We start from the raw sequence: 18568 nt of genomic DNA, 5'->3' as shown, positions 1-18568 counted from the left end.
AAAGATGGACAGCAATCAGGTTATTCAAACCGTTTACGATATGCCGACATCGCCGTCGTTGGAGGATCAGGTCACTTATCTGTGCGGCGTGGACGCCGACGGCAAAGTGGCGTCGCCGAGCTACTGGACCTGGGGCGGGTACAATCCGGCAACCTACAGCACCACGACAAGCGCGGGCGGCAAATGGGGTGCGACCTCCGCCGGGACCGGCAGCGGCACGCTTTCGGTCTATTTCGATCCGGCCGCGAACTACACGGCCAGCGACCAGGCCGTCGTGATGGAAGGCTTTGCGCTGTGGTCGGCCTACGCCAATGTCAGCTTCGCCGTGACCACCGACGCCAGCGCCGCCCAGATCACCATCACGCGGGCAACGATGGCGCAAGGCTACATCGGTACCGGCGGCACGAGCACGCAAAACATGGAGCAGGTCGGCTCGTCGACCCTCGCCACATATGCCACCGGCACGCTGACGCTCAACTCCAGTCTCGTGCTCGCGAGTTCGGTGGGTGACACGTTCAGCTATCCGCGCAATTCGATCATCCACGAGATCGCCCATATCCTGGGGTTGGGCCATAGCGGGCCGTACAACGGTGCCGCCATGCCGGCCACCGACCAGTACAGCGCCTATGACGTACAGCCGTGGTCGATCATGTCCTATCTCGGGATCATCGGCACGCTGAAGTACGGCGCAGCGGGTTTCGACGACCTCTCCCAAATGTGGTTCGGTTCGCCGCAGACGCCGATGGTCGTCGATATCCTGGCGATGCAGCGCCTCTACGGGGCGCCCACCACTACGCCGCTGTCGGGCGGGCAGGTGTTCGGTTTCAACTGCAACGTCTCGGGGTCGATCGGGAAGTTCTTCGATTTTACCGTCAACACCTCGCCGAACGTCACCCTCTGGGACGCGGGCACAAACAACACGCTCGATCTGTCGGGTTTCACGTCGGCGGATGTCGTCAACCTCACGCCGGGAACGCTGTCGAGCATTCACGGCACCAAGAACATCGGCATCGCCTTCGGAACCCAGATCAATACCCTGATATGCGGCACCGGCAATAACACGGTCACGTGCAACGATTTCGGCGATACCGTGGTGGGCAATTCCGGCAACGATGTGGTGACCGGCGGAGCAGGCGATGACGTGCTGACCGGCGGTACGGGTACCAACACGCTGAACGGCGGCGCGGGCACCGATACCGTCAATTATACGCAGGATGCCGGCCATTATTACGTCGCACGGCACGCCGACGGCAGCTACACGGTCGACAGTCTCACTTCGCGCGATACGCTGACCAATATCGAGCAGGTCTCGCTCACCGGCACGCATCTGACCATGGCCCAATTCGAGGCGGCATCGTTCAATGCGCTTGCCTACCTCGCATCCTACAAGGATTTGATGGGTGCGTTCGGCGATGATGCGCAGTGGGGGTTGAAGCACTGGCTCTCCAACGGCAAGGCCGAAGGACGCACGATCAGTTTCAATGCGCTGAACTATATCTGTTCCTATAGCGATCTGATCGTTGCGTTTCACGACGACCAGTATGCGGCGACCGAGCACTACATCAAGAATGGTTCCTATGAAGGCCGCAAGGTGACGTTCGATCCGCTGGCCTATGTGTGCTCCTACAGCGACCTTCTTATTGCGTTCCACAATGACAAGACCGCCGCGGCGGAGCACTACATCCGCAACGGCTATTGGGAGAACCGGAAGGTCACGTTCGACGCGCTCGCTTATGTGTGCTCCTACGACGATCTGGTGATCGCCTTCCACAACGACAAGACGGCGGCGGAGGAACACTATATCCGCAACGGCTATTGGGAAGGGCGCAAGGTCACGTTCAATGCGCTGGCCTACATCGCGTCCTACACGGACCTGATCGGTGCGTTCGGTACCGATGTGCAGGCGGCCGAGGAACACTACATCCGCAACGGCTTCTGGGAAGGGCGGAAAGTCACGTTCGATCCGGTGGCCTATCTCATCAACAATACCGATCTGGGCGCGTGCGGCTTCACGGCGACCGATGCCACCGAGCACTATCTCAAGAACGGATATTGGGAGCATCGCACTACCAACGGCGCGTTCGGCTCGGAGCAGACCAACCACGATCTCGCAGTCGGCGGCTCAGTCACCGACACAATCGGCACGTCGGGCGACAAGGATTGGTTCGCGGTGAACGTCACGGCCGGCCAGACCTACACCTTCACGCTCTCAGGCGTGGATGGCGGCAACGGCACGCTCGCCGATCCGTTCCTGTCGATCTGCGATGCGCACGGGGTCCAGCTCACCTACGCCAACGACAGCACGAACCACGACGCGGTGATCCGCTTCACGGCCCTGTCGACCGGCACCTGCTATCTCGTCGCTTCGGCAAATGACACGGGCACGGGTACTTACAAACTGTTCGCAACTGCGGGGGGCTGAGCCGGAAGCCTTTCCGATCAAGTAGTTGTGATCCGCAATCGCTGAGGGCGGGCGTGCCTCTGCGGCTAATTGGCTGCGCCCGGCTCGAACGCCGTTCAAGACAGAAGCTTGTCCCAAATTGTATCCTGGCGGCCGGGTAATTCCAGGGGGGCACCGGGATGCCGACGATCACCGGAACAGACGGCAACGACACGCTTGCTGGCTTGTCGGGCTACGACCAGATTTTGGGGCTTGGCGGCGACGACGTTCTGACGATCTCGAGCGGCGGGCCCTATGCGCTGATCGACGGCGGAGCCGGCGACGACACGGTTACATTGCAGAATGTGACGGTCGCCGCGGGTTCACTCCTCGGCGGAGCGGGCACCGACCTTCTCTATGTGCGGGCCGGCTTGACGCTGACCGGGGCGAGCTTCAGCGCCGCATCGTCGGGCTTCGAGAAGATCCAGTTCCTCAATCTGGACGACAGCAATTACAGTCCGCACATCTTTGCCGACGACGGCGACAATGTGTTCGACTTCTCGGGTTTTACGCTTGTCGGGACCAGTGGCGTTGCGATCAACAGCGGCGACGGCAACGATACCATCACCGGCACCATGGGAAACGACAATCTCGGCGCCGGGTACTACACATCCAACGACCGAGGCAACAAGCTGCTGAGCGGGCTCGGCGGCAACGACTCGCTGTCGGGGGGCTCGGGTAACGACACGCTGATCGGTGGCGCCGGCGACGACACTCTCGATGGCAGCGGCGGCATCGATGTCGCGGTGTTTTCCGGAAATTACGCCGACTATACCTTCTTCAAAGTCAACAGCTACACCTACAAGGTCTCCGGCGGGGCGGACGGTACCGATACGCTCCGGAACATTCCGAAGCTGCAATTCGCCGACCAGACCGTCTTGCTCGCTTTGGTCCCACTGACGGGGCTCACGCTGGTAGGCACCAGCGGCAACGATACTTTCACCGGCAGCGCCGGGCCCGACACCATCAGCGGATTGGGCGGCAACGACGCGCTTTTCGGGAATGGCGGGGCCGACACGCTCGATGGCGGCGATGGCAACGACCTGCTGCGGGACGGCACCCTGCTGATCGGCGGCAACGGCAACGACGAGCTGCACGACGGCGCGACCATGCAGGGTGGCGCCGGAAACGACACGATTTTCGCCGCCACGTACAGCGGGTCGATAACGATCGACGGCGGTGACGGTGACGACGTGGTGCGTCTCGGAAGCGGCAGCAACAATTTCGGCACCGTCATCCTGACGGACGGCAGCATTTCCGGCGGCGCCGGTATCGACCTCCTGTCGATCGATGCCGTAGCCTCGGTCACAGGCACGTTCCGTGCGGCGTCGACCGGCTGCGAAAAAATCTCCCTCTACGGCCTGATCGACGGCAGTACCTCGGCGGACACCATCGACTTGTCGGGCGTAGAGCTGGTTCCGCAAGCTAGCCCCTTCGGTGTCGCCGGCGCCTGGATCAACGGCGAAAGCGGCAACGATACGATCACCGGCACGGGGGCGAACGACCTTCTCCTTGGCGGCGACGGCGGCGACGTCATCAACGGCATGGGCGGCGACGACACGATCGAGGGCGGCTACGGCACGAACACCATCGACGGCGGCGCCGGCACCGACATCGCCCGCTATTCGTTCAACCGCGCTTCGGTGACGATCACCGCCAATGGCGACGGCTCGTTCACGATGTTAGGCAGCGGCTGGAGAGACACGCTGTGGAACGTCGAGCTCGCCGCATTCGGCGACCAGACCATTTGCCTCGGAGAGGATTACGCCTCGGGAACCTCCACCAACGGGGCCATTTCCTCCAACAGCGCGCTGACCGGAACGATCGAAAAGGCCGGCGATACGGATTGGTTCAAGACAACGCTGTTTGTCGGGTTCAGCTACGAATTCGATCTGCAAGGCAGCGCGTCCGGTAACGGCACGCTCGCCAATCCTTATCTGCAGTTGCTCGATGCGTCGGGCAATCCCGTCGTTTCCAACGACGACGCGTCCGGCGGCACGAGGGATTCGCACATCACATTCACCCCGACCGCCGGCGGCACATATTTCCTTGTCGCGAGTTCGGCGGCGGCGAGCGGTACGGGAACCTATCGCATTGCCATGGGAACGCCCAAGGGTACGGCCGGCGACGACTATGTCAGCGTCTCGGGTGGCACCAACAGTTTCGATTTATCGCAAGGCGGTCACGACATCTTTTACGGCGGCGACGGAAACGACACGATCTTCATCGGTGCCGCTCTCGATCCGCTTGATACATTGAACGGCAGTTGGGGCACCGACAGGCTCGTTCTCGACGGCGATTACAGCGCTGGCGTGACCCTTTCGCCGTCGACAATCCGCAACTTCGAAACCATCACCCTGACCGGCGGCCACACCTACAATCTTACGCTCAACATGAGCGACCCCTTCTATTGGAGTGCGTACGGCAGTGCGACGACCGTCGACGGGGCAAGCCTCGGGGCGTCGGACGCCATGATTATCGACGGCTCCGCCGTGTCGACGACGGTCTACCGCGGCGGCGCCGGCAACGACAGCCTCACCGGCGGTTCGAGCGGCGACACGCTTTACGGCAACGGCGGCAACGATACACTGTCGGGCCATGACGGCGCCGATCTCGTCTCCGGTGGCATCGGCGACGACGTGCTGGACGGTGGGGCGGGCAATGACTCGCTTGATGGCGGGGCTGGCAACGATACCCTCACCGGTGGTCTCGGCGACGATATGCTCGATGGGGCAGGCGGCACCGACACGGTCGCATTCTCGGGCACGCGCGCCCAGTACTCGCTCATCACCGTCGGCAGCGGCAGTTTTGTGGTCGGTGCCGACGGCGTGGACTACATAAAAAACGTCGAATATCTGCAGTTCAAGGACCAGACGATCGCCTATGTGGCGACACCGACGCCGGGCGTGCTAGTGGTCGACGGCAATAGCGGCGGCAACAACGTCTTCAGTGCGAACGCGTTGATTGCGTTTGCGAGCGGCAGCGCCAGCAACAGCAGTTCGACCGGATTCCAGATGTCCGGCATACCCTATTTCGGCACCATTACGGTCACCGGCACCGGATTCACCTACGCCTCCGGCAAACCCGTGGGGGGCACCATCACGGGCTTTTCGGACTCCACCGGAGAGGTCTGGACGGGTCTGTCGGCGCCGGTGTCCCAGCTTTGGGATGCCGCAATGAACGGAACCAGCGATTCATTCCACAATCTGTTCTTTTCCGGCAACGACACATTCGTTTGTTCGAGCCCAACCTCTGCCTATAGCGGCTTCGACGGGAACGACACGTTCTATATTTCGCACGCCTTCAATATGGGCGTCTATGGCGGCAACGGCGACGACACGTTCAATATATTCGGTACGCTTTCGGGCATACTGGGCATCGACGGAGGCGCCGGCAACGATACGCTCAACATCTACGGCGACTACAGCGGCAATCTCGACCTCGGCTGGGTCGAAAGCCTCGAAACCATCAACCTGGGCACCGGCTACAGCTACAAGCTGACCCCGTATAACGGTCATGTTTCTCCGAGCGGCGATCGCCAGACCATCAACGGGTCCGCATTGGGGGCGAGTGACAAGCTGGTCGTCGACAATCACGATATGGTGTCGATTGCGCTGTCCATCTCCGGCGGCGCGGGCACCGACTCTCTTGGCGGCGGCAGCGGGGCCGACACCCTCACCGGTGGCGCGGGCAACGACACCCTGCGCGGCTATACCGGCAACGACGTCATCACCGGCGGTCTCGGCGACGACCTCATCGACGGCGGTGCCGGCAGCGACCAAGCCAATTTCTCCGGCGCTTCGACCGCCTATACGATTACCTACGGTTCCGGCGGCGATGTCACGGTCGTTGGTGCGGACGGCACCGACCGGTTGACCGGCATCGAAACCCTGGTGTTCGCCGATAAGCAGATTGCGGTCCCGGTGCCGTCGACCACCGGCGGAGCCGGCGACGACATTTTGACTGGCGGCTCCGGCAACGACAATCTCCAAGGCTTGGGCGGCAACGACACGCTGATCGGCGGTCCCGGCGACGACACGCTGGACGGCGGTGCCGGATTGGACACTGCCGATTACAGCAGCGACACGGAGGGAATTTCGGTCGATCTTGCCAGTGGTACGGCAACCGGGTCTTTGATCGGTCACGACACGCTGATCGGCATCGAACGTGTGGTCGGCGGCTCCGGTAATGACTCGATCGCGGGCAATAACGCGACCGAGACGCTGGTGGGCGGCGCCGGCGATGACCGTCTTTATGGCCGCGACGGCGATGACTATTACGACCTCAGCGGCGGCGGCAGCGACTGGACCCAGGCGATGACGGGCAACCAGACCTTCTACATGGGCGCCGCCTGGGACGCCAACGACGTGATCGACGGCCACGGCTATGGGACCGATGTTCTCATCGCCGAAGGAAACACCAATGTCGACAATCCCCACGTCAACGTGCCGCGCATCGAGTTGCGTGGACCTTATGACTATCATTTGACCGGTTCGTTTGGGAATGTGCAGATCGATGCCCATACCGTCGATACGGCGCACACCGTGCTCATCGACATTACCGGTAGCTCCGATCAGTCGGTCATCGGCGGCGCAGGCACCGATACTATCCGCACCGGCAGCGGCAACGATACGCTGAGCGGCGGCCTCGGCACCAACACGCTCAACGGCGGTGCAGGAACCGATACGGCGGTGCTTGCAGGACGGGCGTCGGATTATCTGGTCACTTCGAACGGCGACGGCAGCACGACCGTGACCGGCGCGGGCGAGAACGATACGCTCATCAATATCGAGAAGGTTACGTTCGGCGGCGGCCAGACATTGACGCTGGCCGAGTTCCAGGCGCAGGCGTTCAGTCCGCTGCAGGCGCTGGAATATATCGCGTCGTACAAGGACTTGATGGGCGCGTTCGGCGACGATGCGGTGTGGGGTGCGCGGCACTATTTCAACAATGGCAAAGCCGAAGGGCGGACGATTTCGTTCAACGCGCTGAACTATCTCTGCTCCTATGGCGATCTGATCGTCGCCTTCCACGACGACCAATTGGCGGCAACAGAACATTATCTCAAGAACGGTTCCTATGAAGGCCGCAAGGTGACCTTCGATCCGCTGGCGTATGTCTGCTCGTACAGCGACCTGTTGATTGCCTTCCATAATGACAAGACGGCCGCGGCGGAGCACTACATCCGCAACGGCTATTGGGAGAACCGGAAGGTCACGTTCGACGCGCTCGCTTATGTGTGCTCCTACGACGATCTGGTGATTGCGTTCCACAACGACAAGACGGCGGCGGAAGAACACTATATCCGCAACGGCTATTGGGAAGGCCGCAAGGTCACGTTCAATGCGCTGGCCTACATCGCGTCCTACACGGACCTGATCGGTGCCTTTGGCGATGATGTGCAGGCCGCGGAAGAGCACTACATCCGCAACGGTTTCTGGGAAGGGCGGAAGGTCACGTTCGATCCGGTGGCCTATCTCATCAACAATACCGATCTGGGGACGTGCGGCTTCACCGCAACCGATGCCACCGAGCACTATCTCAAGAACGGTTACTGGGAACACCGCACCACTAACGGCGCGTTCGGCTCGGAACAGACCAACCACGATTTAACGGTCGGCGGCTCGGTCTCCGACACGATCGGCACGTCGGGCGACAAGGATTGGTTCGCGGTGAACGTCACCGCCGGCCAGACCTATACCTTCACGCTCTCTGGTGTCGATGGCGGCAACGGCACGCTCGCCGATCCGTTCCTGGCGATCTGCGACGCTCGCGGGGTTCAGCTGACCTACGCCAACGACAGCACGAACCACGACGCGGTGATCCGCTTCACGGCGCTGTCGACCGGCACCTGTTATCTGGTGGCGTCCGCCAACAACTCGGGGACCGGCAGCTACAAACTGTTCGCGACGGCAGGCGGCTGAAACCGGCGTCCACATCCCGCGGCATCGGCCAGAGGTGCCGCGGGCAAAAGATGAGACTTTGAGGCTGCTTTAGGCTAGACTCCGTCGCAAACCCGCGGAGAAAGCCGGATTGCAGCGATTTCGCATGCCTGAAAAAAGGTGCGGGGGCTGTCGCGAAGGCAGCCCCCATTTCAAGGCCATAACCCTCACCCAATCAAGGTTCTTGGGCTATTTGGCCGACCGGCCCGGCGGGCGGGCCCGTCTTTGCACCTCATCTTGCTCTACCCGAGCGAGGCAGGAATTAGTATGCACCGAACACAAAGAAAGTCAAGAAAACTCGTTCGTGCAAGGGCCCCTTGCGAGTCGTAGAAATCGGCCGCAAGCAAGATGTCGTCCTCCACTTTTCACCTGTAACGGTCAGCCATGAATTCCAACGTCGATCTCTTTTCCGCCCGCGTGCCGCGTTACACGTCGTATCCCACGGCGCCGCATTTTCATGCCGGCATTGGCCAAAACGAATTGAAGCAATGGCTTGCCGGATTGCCCACGGGGTTGCCGCTTTCGCTCTATGTGCACATTCCGTTTTGCGACACGCTGTGCTGGTTCTGCGGCTGCCATACGACGGTGGTGAATCGCTATTCGCCGGTGTCGTCTTATCTCAACGATCTTTTCACCGAGATTGCGAATATCGGCCCGTATTTGAAGGGCCATCCGGTCACGCATCTGCATTGGGGCGGCGGTTCGCCGACCATGCTGACGCCCGACGACGTGCGCAATTTGAAGGGAGCGCTAACACGTCATTTCGAGTTCGCGCCCGATGCCGAATTCGCCGTCGAGATCGATCCGCGCGGGTTGAAGGACGATCTGATTGCGACTCTCGGTGAATGCGGCCTGACGCGCGCGTCGATCGGCGTGCAGGATTTCGCGCCGCAGGTGCAGAAAGCGATCAACCGCATCCAGCCGTTCGACGAGACCAAGCGCGTGGTGGACGCGTTGCGGGCGGCGGGCGTTGCTTCGCTCAATATCGATCTTATTTACGGGCTGCCCTACCAGACCCGCGAAAACGTGGCGCGGACCATCGAACTGTCGCTGTCCTTGAAGCCGCAACGGTTCGCGGTATTCGGCTATGCCCATGTGCCGCACTTCAAGAAGCATATGCAGCTCATCAAGACCGAAACATTGCCCGATGCGGCGGAGCGCTTCGCCCAGTTCGAACTGGCGCACAGCCTGATTTCGGCGGCGGGCTATGCCGCCATCGGTCTCGATCATTTCGCGCTGCCGGACGACAGCCTGGCGGTGGCGGCCAAGGCGGGCACCCTGGCGCGCAATTTCCAGGGCTATACCTCCGACGACGCCCCTGCCTTGATCGGGCTGGGCGCCTCTTCGATCAGCGCGCTGCCGCAGGGCTACGTCCAGAACAAGCCCGAGGTGCCGGAGTGGCGCAAAGCCATCGAGGTGGGCGAGCTGCCGGTGGCGCGCGGGATAGCGCTTTCCGACGAAGACAAGCTCCGGCGGGCGATCATCGAAAAGCTGATGTGCTTCCTCGAAGTCGATCTGGCGCGCTTCGGCAAGACGCCGGAAGATTTCCCGCGCGAGATGGAAGCCCTGGCGCCGCTGATGGCGGAAGGCTTCGTGGTGCGCAACGGGACGGTGCTGAGCGTGCCGGCCTCGGCGCGGGCCGCGGTGCGGCTGGTGGCGTCGGTGTTCGACACCTATCTGGCCACCTCGAAAGCGGTGCACGCGGTGGCGGTGTAGCTACTTCTTCCTTGCCAGCACGCCGAACGGCGCCGACTTGGTGATCCATTTGCCGCCGGAAGAGATGTCGAAAACCTCCGCGGTTTCGAACCCGGCGGCGCCGAGTTCGGCGTCGATTTCGTCGGGCATGAAATACTGCAGCCAGTTATAGATCTCGCGCGTGCGCTTGGGCTCGACGATCTGGTAGCGGTCGAGCGCGAGGTACTGGTCCTCGTAGCGGTGGGTGATCTTGAAGCCGAAATAATCGCCCTCGGCCCAGAAGCCATTCATCAGGCGGCGCTCGCAAACGAAGCCTTCTTCCACCTGCCCGAACTCCGGGCGCGACGCGACGTCGAACAGGAAGTGTCCGCCCGGCCGCAGCATGGCGTGGATGCGCTTCAGCAGCGCCGCACGTTGCGTCGGCGACAGGACGCAGTAGTCGCAATAGATCAACGTGACGAGGTTCTGGCCTTCCGGAAGGGCATCCTTCAGGTAGTCGCCGAGCTGGTATTCGATGGCGAGCTTCTTGGCGCCGGCCTGGCGGCGGGCGTGGGCCAGCGAGCGCTGCGAGAAGTCGAAGCCGGTGATGCGGGCGCCGTGCATCGCCATACGCTCGGCATAGAGGCCGGGGCCGCAGCCGAGATCGGTGACCTTCTTGCCGGCAAGGCCGACATGGGTCTCGAGCCACTTGACCAGTGCGTCGATCGCCTCCGGCCGCCGCGAGGCGAGGTCGCAGGCCGGATCGAGGTGGAATTCCAGCATGCGGGCCGAGACGTATTCGTCGGTCCACAGATCCGGCGTGGTGTAGGCGGAAAACGGCGCGGGGCGTTCGACGAAGGCTTTGAGCGTCTCGTACATGCCCGTCCTATAGCATAACGGGACGAGGCGGTCAGTGTCCTATCGGGGGCTTGCCGTTGCCATTGCCGTTGGCGTGCCGGGGCGGCTTGGGGGCGATCCAAACCAGGCCCGCGGTGACGAGCAGCACGACGCCGATCGCCAGGAACGACTGGTTGGTACCGAGCTGGGCGGCCTGCTGCAGCACCGCCAGATCGAACAGGCTGCGCGCCTTGGCTTCGGAGAAGCCGCCCATCTGCTGCAGCGCCAGCAGCATGTCGGGGCCGTGCTGGACGGAGCCGGCCAGCGTCGCCTTGCTCCATTTGATGGCGTCTTCCCAGACCGCCACCACGATGGCGGTGGCGATGGCGCCCGACAGCGTCCGGATGAAGTTGAACTGGCCGGCGCCCGACGCGGTGTCCTTCGCCGGCAGCGAGGAGACGCTCATGTCCATCAGCGGAATCAGGATCAGCGGGAAGCTGATGCCTTGCAGCACTTGCGGCCACAGCGTCTGTCCGAAGGTGACGTCGAGGCTGTAGAAGATGCGCATCAGGCTCGAGGCGGCGCAGAACAACAAGCCCACCATGACGATGCCGCGATGGTCGTATTTGCTCATCAGCTTGGTGGTGAGCGGGGCCACCGGCAGCGAGATCAGGCCGGCAAAGGCGGTGTTGTAGCCCGCCCACGTCGCCGTGTAGCCCATGATGTTCTGCAGCCACAGCGGCACCAGCACGACGGCGCCGAACAACGCGCCGTAGGCCAGGAAAATCACGACCATCGACACCGAAAAGGCGCGGTTGCTGAAAATGCGCAGATCGACGATCGGCTTCCTGTCGGTCATCTCCCAGATCACGAAGCTGATGAAGCCGAGAATGGTGACGATCAGCAGCGCGACGATGAAATCGTTGTTGAACCAGTCCATGTTCTGGCCGTTGCCGAGCATGATCTGGAGTGCGCCGACCCACAGGATCAAAAGGCCGAGGCCGACGAAATCCACCCGCGCCTTGGTGGTCGGCATTTCATGCTTCTTGAGCACGTACCACGCCAGCGCGGCCAGCCCCAGGGCCAGCGGCATCTTGAAATGGAACGCCCACGGCCAGCTCCACTGGTCGGCGATGATGCCGCCGAGCACGGGGCCCGCCACCGGCCCGAGGATGGTCGTCATCGACCACACGGCGAGCGCCGGCATTTCGTACTTTTTGGGAACGACCGTCAGCAGCAGGGTCTGCGACAAGGGGATCAGCGGACCGCCGCAGATGCCGAGCATGATGCGGAACGCGATCAGCATCGGCAGGGTGGTCGCCAGTCCGCACAGCACCGACACGATGCCGAACCCGGCAATGCCGGCGACGAACACCTTGACCGGCCCGAAGCGTTCCGCCAGCCAGCCGGTCAGCGGCACCATGATGGCTTCGGCCACCGCGTAGGAGGTGATGACCCAGGTGCCGTCGGCACTCGACACCGCCAGCGAGCCGGCGATCTGCGGCACCAGCACGTTGACGATGGTGATGTCCATGATGGCGAGGAAATTCGCCAGCGCCAGCACCAGCACCACCAGGACCAGCGTCACGCCATGGACGTGCGACGGGTCCGCGATGTCGTCGGCCCTTGTCATGGGCTACTCGGAAACGTCGATGGAAGCTTTCATCGACAGACCGACGCGCAAGGGATGGGCCTTGAGGTCGGCCGGGTCGAGGGCGATGCGCACCGGAATGCGCTGCACCACCTTGATCCAGTTGCCGGTGGCGTTCTGGGCCGGAATGACGGCGAACGCCGCGCCGGTGCCGCCGCCGAGACCGGAGACGGTGCCGTGGAACTTCACCGACGAACCATAGAGATCGCTGGTCAGCGTCACCTTCTGGCCGGTGTGCACCTTGGCGAGCTGGTCTTCCTTGAAATTGGCGTCGACATAGACGTCCTGGACCGGCACCACCGTCATGATCGGGCGTCCGGCGCCGACCATCTGGCCGATCTGGACGTTGCGCTGGGCGACGATGCCCGTCACCGGCGCGGTGATGATCGTGCGCGACAGGTTCAGCTTGGCGGTATCGAGCTGCGCCTTGGCGGCCTGCACCTCGGGGTGGTTCTCGACCGTGGTGTTCGCCGTCAGCGCTTCGGCAGCCTGCAAGGCGGCGCAGGAAGCTTCATAGGCGGCGCGGTAGCTGGTGAATTCCTCGTTCGACATGGCGCCGGTGTTCTGGATCGAGGCGCGGCGCTGATAATCGAGACGGGTGCGGGTGCAATCGGCCTTGCGGGCGGCGGCCTGGGCGAAATAGGTGCGGATCTTGCGCAGCGTGGCGCCGTAGCCGGCTTCGGCCTGGTTGACCAGCAACTGCGCGTCGGCGGGATCGATCACCACCAGCACGTCGCCTTTGTTGACCTGCTCGGAGTCGTGCACGCGCACGTCCATCACCTTGCCGTTGGTGAGCGGGGTCACCTGCGCCGACGAGACGTTGACGTAGGCGTTGTCGGTCGAGACGTAATGCGATCCGACGAAGAACCAGTAGCCCACGGCGATCAGCGCGACGGCGGCAACGCCGAGGCCGAGATAGGTGAACAGCTTCTTGCGCGTCTCGCTGAGACCTGCGGATGTGTCGGTCATGCGCTTTCTCACTTCTTTTCGGTGTAGCCGCCGCCGAGGGCGCGAATGAGGGCGATATCACGGGCGAAGGCCTGGGCTTCGAGGTCGGCCACCGCCATGCGTACCGCCAAGAGCTTGTCTTCGACCGTCAGCACGTCGATGTAGCGCGCCATGCCCGCGTCGTAGCGGACCCTGATGACGCGATAGGCGTTCTCGCTTTCGCTGAGGGCCTTGCGGGCATGGAGGAGTTCGCCGTCCAGCGCCTTGCGGTCGGAATAGGCGTCGGCGACGTCTTTCAGCGCATTCGTCAGCGTCTTGTCGTAGAGCGCGACGGCGGCGTCGAACTTGGCGCGCGAGGCGCGATAGATCGCCTTGTTGCGGCCGTAGTCGAAGATCGGCAGGCGCAGCGCCGGGCCGATGCCGGCCATCTCCGACGAGGCGTCGAACAAGTGCTTCGCATCGAGCGTGCCGAAGCCGTACATGCCGGTGAGGTCGATGTTGGGATAGAAATTCGCGTTCGCCGCGTCGATGCCGTAGCCGGCGCCTTCGACGGTCTTGCGCGCCGCCACCACATCGGGACGGCGGCCGACCAGATCGGCAGCGAGCGAAGCGGGCAGGCCGTCCGAGCGCAGCGGATGCGTCGCCGCCGGTTCGATGGCGAGGCCGTAATCGGGGCCTTTGCCGGCCAGCGCGGCGATGGCATGGCGGACCTTGAGGGTCGCGGCCTTCACCGCCTCGAGCTGCACCTTGGCCGATTCCATCTGGGCCCGCGCCTGGCTGAGCGAGGCTTCGTTTTCGAGCCCGGACTTGAACCGCTTCTCGACCAGCGCGGCGCTTTCCGAGCGCACCTTGACGGCATTCTCGCTGGTGGCCTCGTCGGCGAAGAGCTGGGTCAGGATGGCGTAATAGGTGGCCATGCCGGCGGCGATCTGCAGCCGCGCCGAGGCTTCATCGGCCTTGGCCGCTTCGGCGGTCGACATCGCGGCGGCAAAATTGGCGTGGTTCTTCCCGAAAAGATCGAGCTGGTACTGCATGCCGAGCGACAGCGCGGCGAGGTGATGGAAGCCCTTGGGCAGGTTCTGCTTGAACAGATTGCCCATATAGTTGTCGGCCAGACCGATGTTCTGGGTGATCTCGGTTTCCATGAAGGTGGCGTCGCCCACGATGGTCGGCCACAACAACGATTCATTGATATCGGCCATCGCCTCGGCGGCCCTGACGCGCGCGGCGGCCATTTTGAGGTCGGGCGAATCTTTCAGCGCATCGTCGATCAGACGGTCGAGCTGGGGATCGTTATAGGCCTTCCACCAGGCTTCCACGGGCCATTCGGCGGCAGGCGCGACAAGGCTCTTGGCGGAGGCAAGCGAACCGGGCGCGGCCATTTCGGGCTTGGGACCGAGGTCGGGGGCGCACCCGGCAAGCGCGAACGCTACGATTCCGGCAAGCGCAGCACTGCTGCACAGGGCTCTTCGGCGCAAATTGGCCATTGGCGACCCGCGATCTGTACGATACAGTACGGTACAAACACGATGTTGACGGCTGTGTCAAGCAGCGGAGGCTGAGCGGAATGGAATTGGCGGACTCCAGACGAGCGACGCCCGACGAGCGGCGCAATCACATCCTGGACATCGCCTACGCGGCGTTCATCCGCGAGGGCTATGCCGGCACGTCGATGTCGCGCATCGCGGCGCTGCTCGGCGGCTCCAAGACCACGCTCTACAACTACTTCGACTCCAAGAAGGAGCTGTTCGTCGCCGTCACCGACCGCGAATGCGCCAAGCTGTTCGATGAAATCTTTGTCGCCACCGAGATCGCCGGCGATTTCCGCGATCGCGTCCACGAACTGGCGCGGCGGCTGATGGGCGCCATGCTGGGCGAAGAGATGATCGCGGCGTATCGGCTGATCGTCGCCGAATCCGGACGTTTTCCCGAAATCGGCCACGCCATGCACGACATCGCTCTGCGGCGCGGAACCCAGCATCTGGCGGCTTTTTTCAAGCGCGCGATCGAGTGCGGCGAGATGCGCGAGGTCAATCCCAAGATGGCCGCCGAGCAGTTTCTCGACCTCACCTCCGGCGTGCTGCACAAATTGCGTCTGTGGAACGTGATGCCGGCGATCGATCCCGAACGCATGACGGCGGAAGTCGATCGCATCGCTTCCACCTTCCTCGCCGCGTTCGGCAACGACGTCTACAGCCGCGAGGCGCGGAAATATTCCGGGTACTGAGAATTTGCGGGAGAAAGAGAGTGCAAGGGCGGCACGGCAGTTTTTTTGGGGGAAACGTGCCTACGCGGGATACCGCGCCGCCGCCCTTGCAGTCATTCGCCAATAGGCGAAGCTCTGCGCGAGCTCTTATTGACTGTACCGTACAGTACAGTAGCGTGTGCGGCGCTGAAGTCAAGCGAAAACTCTTACGCCCAGGCAGGCGCGGAGGCTAAGAAGCGGACATGGTAATGGTCGAAGGCCGCAAACCCAGTCCCGACGAGCGTCGTGCTGCGATTCTGGATATCGCGCGCGAGGCCTTTCTGCAGGACGGCTACTCCGGGACCTCGATGAGCCGGATCGCGGCCCTGGTCGGCGGTTCGAAGGCGACTCTCTACAGCTATTTCCCGTCCAAGAAAGATCTGTTCGTCGCGGTCATCGATCGTGAAACGACCGGTCTTTTCGACCGCATCTTCAATCTCAGGCTGACGGCCGAAGACCCCAATGAGGCGATTACCGAACTGGTGCGCCGCTGCCTCGACGGGCTGCTCAGCGATACCATCGTGTCGGGCTATCGCCTCATCATCGCCGAAGCCGGCCGCTTTCCGGAAATCGGCAAAACGACCTACGAACTGGCGGTCCACCGCGGGCTGGAGCGAATCGCACGCTACTTCGCCAAACTGGTGGCCGAAGGCACGCTGCGGCCCTGCAATCCCTTGGAGGCGGCCGACACATTCCTCGATCTCACCGCCGGAAATCTGCACACCCAGCGGCTGTGGAACTCGATCGAGGCCCCGGACGGCGTCGCGCTGGAAGCCGAAACGCGCAGGATTACCGCCGTGTTTCTGGCGGCCTACGGCAACGAGACCTTGAGTCGCTCGGCACGGGAAAACGACAGGTCTTGACTGTGACTTTGGCGCGCGGACCCGCGCGGCAACGGACCTGTGCTTGACTTAAGGTACGCCGCTTGATTTGTCTCGCCCGGCTTCGAGGACCGTCGCATTATCGCGGTGGTTTCTCGGTTTAGGGGCACGGTTGTCATGACGCGCGCATTCATCTTTCCGGGGCAGGGCAGCCAGGCCGTCGGCATGGGCAAGGTGCTCGCCGATGCCTTCAGCTCGGCCCGCGATGTTTTCCAGGAAGTCGACGAAGCGCTGTCGCAGAATCTCTCCCGCCTGATGTGGGAAGGCCCCGAGGCCGATCTGGTTCTCACCGAGAATGCCCAGCCCGCCATCATGGCCGCCTCGATCGCCGTGCTGCGGGTGATGCAGCGCGAAGCGGGCTTCGAACTCCATACCCACGGCAAGCTGGTGGCCGGCCATTCGCTCGGCGAATATTCGGCCCTGTGCGCTGCCGGCGCCTTCAGCCTTGCCGATACCGCGCGTCTCTTGAAAATCCGCGGCCAGGCCATGCAGGCCGCCGTTCGGGTCGGCGAAGGCGCGATGTTCGCTCTGATCGGCGCCGACGTGGCGCTGGCCGAAGAGGTTGCCAAGGAAGCCGTCGCCGATGCGGTGGAAGCCCATCCCGTCTGCGTCGTCGCCAACGACAACGCCCCAGGCCAAGTCGTTATCTCCGGCCTCAAGGCGACCGTGACCCGCGCCGGCGAACTCGCCAAGGTCAAAGGCGTCAAACGCGCACTGCCGCTGGCCGTTTCCGCGCCGTTCCATTGCCCGATGATGCAGCCCGCCGCCGATAAAATGGCGGAAGCGCTGGCTGCCGTGACCATCCAGCCGCCGGTCGTGCCGGTGGTGGCGAACGTCACCGCGCTGCCGACTGCCGAGCCCGATGCCATCCGCCGCCTCCTGGTCGAACAGGTCACCGGCCGGGTGCGCTGGCGCGAGAGCGTGCTCTCGTTCCGCGGCCTCGGCGTCGACACCACGGTCGAATTCGGCGGCAACAAGGTTCTGACCGGCATGGTCAAGCGCATCGACCGGGATCTGGCCAACGTCAGTCTCGATACGCCGGCCGATATCGAAGCCTTCGCGAGGACCCTTTGATGTTCGATCTTACCGGTAAAGTCGCGCTGGTCACCGGCGCGTCCGGCGGCATCGGCGGCGGTATCGCCAAAGCGCTGCATGCCCAAGGCGCCACCGTTGTGCTGTCGGGGACCCGCGCCGAAGCGCTGGAAGCGCTGAAAGCCGAACTCGGCGAGCGCGCCTTCGTGGCGACCTGCAATCTCGCCGACGCGGCGTCGGTCGAGGCGCTGCCGAAAGCGGCCGAAGCGGCTGCGGGCGCGCCGATCGATATCCTGGTCAACAACGCCGGTGTGACCAAGGACAACCTTTCGATGCGGATGAAGGACGAGGAGTGGGAAACGGTGCTCGCCGTCGATCTCACCGCCGCCTTCCGCCTGTCGCGCGCCTGCCTGAGGGGCATGATGAAGAAGCGCTGGGGCCGTATCATCTCGGTGACTTCGGTCATCGGCTCGACCGGCAATCCCGGCCAGTGCAATTATGCCGCGGCCAAGGCGGGCCTCGCCGGCATGTCGAAATCCATCGCCTATGAAGTCGCCAGCCGCGGCGTAACGGTGAATTGCGTCGCCCCCGGTTTCATCGGCACACCGATGACCGACGTGCTGACCGACGCGCAGAAACAGGCTATATCGGCGAAAATCCCAGCCGCCCGTATGGGTTCTCCGGCGGATATCGCCGCGGCCGTGGTTTATCTCGCCAGCGACGAAGCGGGGTACGTGACCGGTCAGACCGTCCATGTCAATGGCGGTCTTGCTATGGTTTAGTTGTTAATTCAGTCACTTAGTGCCTGTGGCGGTCGGTATGTCTTTGTGTTACGAAGCTGCCAACCCCCACTCGAACAGGATCAGTGAGGGCCCTTGCCGCGGGCCATGTCCAACGCAAGCGCGGCGTGAAAAAAAC

The 18568-nt window shown here is 63.0% G+C and carries 11 protein-coding genes; 7 read left to right on the top strand and 4 right to left on the bottom strand.

Annotated features, from left to right (window positions below; genetic code table 11):
• The first annotated feature begins 4 nt into the window (after positions 1–4).
• From FHS84_RS07930 to hemN, 3 genes are all read left to right on the top strand, one after another.
• Positions 5–2422 (top strand): M10 family metallopeptidase C-terminal domain-containing protein, encoded by a 2418-nt coding sequence (locus FHS84_RS07930; protein ID WP_166932685.1) that lies wholly within the window; start codon positions 5–7, stop codon positions 2420–2422.
• 158 nt (positions 2423–2580) lie between these two features.
• Positions 2581–8364 (top strand): beta strand repeat-containing protein, encoded by a 5784-nt coding sequence (locus FHS84_RS07925; protein ID WP_166932683.1) that lies wholly within the window; start codon positions 2581–2583, stop codon positions 8362–8364.
• A 402-nt stretch (positions 8365–8766) separates the two neighbouring features.
• Positions 8767–10098, top strand: coding sequence for an oxygen-independent coproporphyrinogen III oxidase (hemN, locus tag FHS84_RS07920; protein WP_166932680.1), 1332 nt, complete (start codon positions 8767–8769; stop codon positions 10096–10098).
• Here the strand turns inward: hemN and FHS84_RS07915 are convergent, their stop codons facing one another.
• Genes FHS84_RS07915 through FHS84_RS07900 form a run of 4 tightly spaced genes read right to left on the bottom strand, consistent with a single transcriptional unit; the run spans position 10099 to position 14979 of the window.
• A complete protein-coding gene (locus tag FHS84_RS07915; RefSeq protein WP_166932678.1) occupies positions 10099–10935 on the bottom strand; it encodes a class I SAM-dependent methyltransferase in 837 nt (278 codons plus the stop codon).
• A 31-nt stretch (positions 10936–10966) separates the two neighbouring features.
• Entirely contained in the window at positions 10967–12526 is a 1560-nt protein-coding gene (locus tag FHS84_RS07910; RefSeq protein ID WP_166932676.1) for a DHA2 family efflux MFS transporter permease subunit, read from the bottom strand.
• Between the two features lie 3 nt (positions 12527–12529).
• Positions 12530–13513 carry an HlyD family secretion protein gene (locus FHS84_RS07905; RefSeq protein ID WP_166932674.1) on the bottom strand — a complete coding sequence of 328 codons (984 nt, stop codon included), beginning with the start codon at positions 13511–13513 and terminating at the stop codon, positions 12530–12532.
• Between the two features lie 8 nt (positions 13514–13521).
• Positions 13522–14979, bottom strand: coding sequence for an efflux transporter outer membrane subunit (locus tag FHS84_RS07900; protein ID WP_166932672.1), 1458 nt, complete (start codon positions 14977–14979; stop codon positions 13522–13524).
• A gap of 80 nt (positions 14980–15059) precedes the next feature.
• Here FHS84_RS07900 and FHS84_RS07895 point away from each other — a divergent pair, with 80 nt between their 5' ends.
• The 4 genes from FHS84_RS07895 to fabG all read left to right on the top strand — a co-directional run bounded on the left by FHS84_RS07895 (position 15060) and on the right by fabG (position 18432).
• Entirely contained in the window at positions 15060–15719 is a 660-nt protein-coding gene (locus tag FHS84_RS07895; RefSeq protein WP_166932670.1) for a TetR/AcrR family transcriptional regulator, read from the top strand.
• 221 nt (positions 15720–15940) lie between these two features.
• Positions 15941–16600, top strand: coding sequence for a TetR/AcrR family transcriptional regulator (locus tag FHS84_RS07890; protein WP_166932668.1), 660 nt, complete (start codon positions 15941–15943; stop codon positions 16598–16600).
• A gap of 135 nt (positions 16601–16735) precedes the next feature.
• On the top strand, positions 16736–17692 hold the full coding sequence (gene fabD, locus FHS84_RS07885; RefSeq protein WP_166932666.1) for an ACP S-malonyltransferase: 957 nt from the start codon (positions 16736–16738) through the stop codon (positions 17690–17692).
• Positions 17692–18432 carry a 3-oxoacyl-[acyl-carrier-protein] reductase gene (gene fabG / locus FHS84_RS07880; protein ID WP_166932664.1) on the top strand — a complete coding sequence of 247 codons (741 nt, stop codon included), beginning with the start codon at positions 17692–17694 and terminating at the stop codon, positions 18430–18432. The genes fabD and fabG overlap by 1 nt, the downstream gene beginning before the upstream one ends.
• Positions 18433–18568 lie beyond the last annotated feature (136 nt).

Source organism: Rhizomicrobium electricum, from assembly GCF_011762045.1.
Taxonomy (GTDB): Bacteria; Pseudomonadota; Alphaproteobacteria; order Micropepsales; family Micropepsaceae; genus Rhizomicrobium; species Rhizomicrobium electricum.
The sequence above is the reverse complement of the archived record's forward strand: the minus strand, read 5'-3'. Positions and strand labels throughout refer to the sequence as shown.

What these genes read in the sequence shown, in the direction of transcription:
- FHS84_RS07930 (WP_166932685.1), top strand. Translation starts at nt 5, where the DNA reads ATGGACAGCAATCAGGTTATTCAAACCGTTTACGATATGCCGACATCG.
- FHS84_RS07925 (WP_166932683.1), top strand. Translation starts at nt 2,581, where the DNA reads ATGCCGACGATCACCGGAACAGACGGCAACGACACGCTTGCTGGCTTG.
- hemN (WP_166932680.1), top strand. Translation starts at nt 8,767, where the DNA reads ATGAATTCCAACGTCGATCTCTTTTCCGCCCGCGTGCCGCGTTACACG.
- FHS84_RS07915 (WP_166932678.1), bottom strand. Translation starts at nt 10,935, where the DNA reads ATGTACGAGACGCTCAAAGCCTTCGTCGAACGCCCCGCGCCGTTTTCC.
- FHS84_RS07910 (WP_166932676.1), bottom strand. Translation starts at nt 12,526, where the DNA reads ATGACAAGGGCCGACGACATCGCGGACCCGTCGCACGTCCATGGCGTG.
- FHS84_RS07905 (WP_166932674.1), bottom strand. Translation starts at nt 13,513, where the DNA reads ATGACCGACACATCCGCAGGTCTCAGCGAGACGCGCAAGAAGCTGTTC.
- FHS84_RS07900 (WP_166932672.1), bottom strand. Translation starts at nt 14,979, where the DNA reads ATGGCCAATTTGCGCCGAAGAGCCCTGTGCAGCAGTGCTGCGCTTGCC.
- FHS84_RS07895 (WP_166932670.1), top strand. Translation starts at nt 15,060, where the DNA reads ATGGAATTGGCGGACTCCAGACGAGCGACGCCCGACGAGCGGCGCAAT.
- FHS84_RS07890 (WP_166932668.1), top strand. Translation starts at nt 15,941, where the DNA reads ATGGTAATGGTCGAAGGCCGCAAACCCAGTCCCGACGAGCGTCGTGCT.
- fabD (WP_166932666.1), top strand. Translation starts at nt 16,736, where the DNA reads ATGACGCGCGCATTCATCTTTCCGGGGCAGGGCAGCCAGGCCGTCGGC.
- fabG (WP_166932664.1), top strand. Translation starts at nt 17,692, where the DNA reads ATGTTCGATCTTACCGGTAAAGTCGCGCTGGTCACCGGCGCGTCCGGC.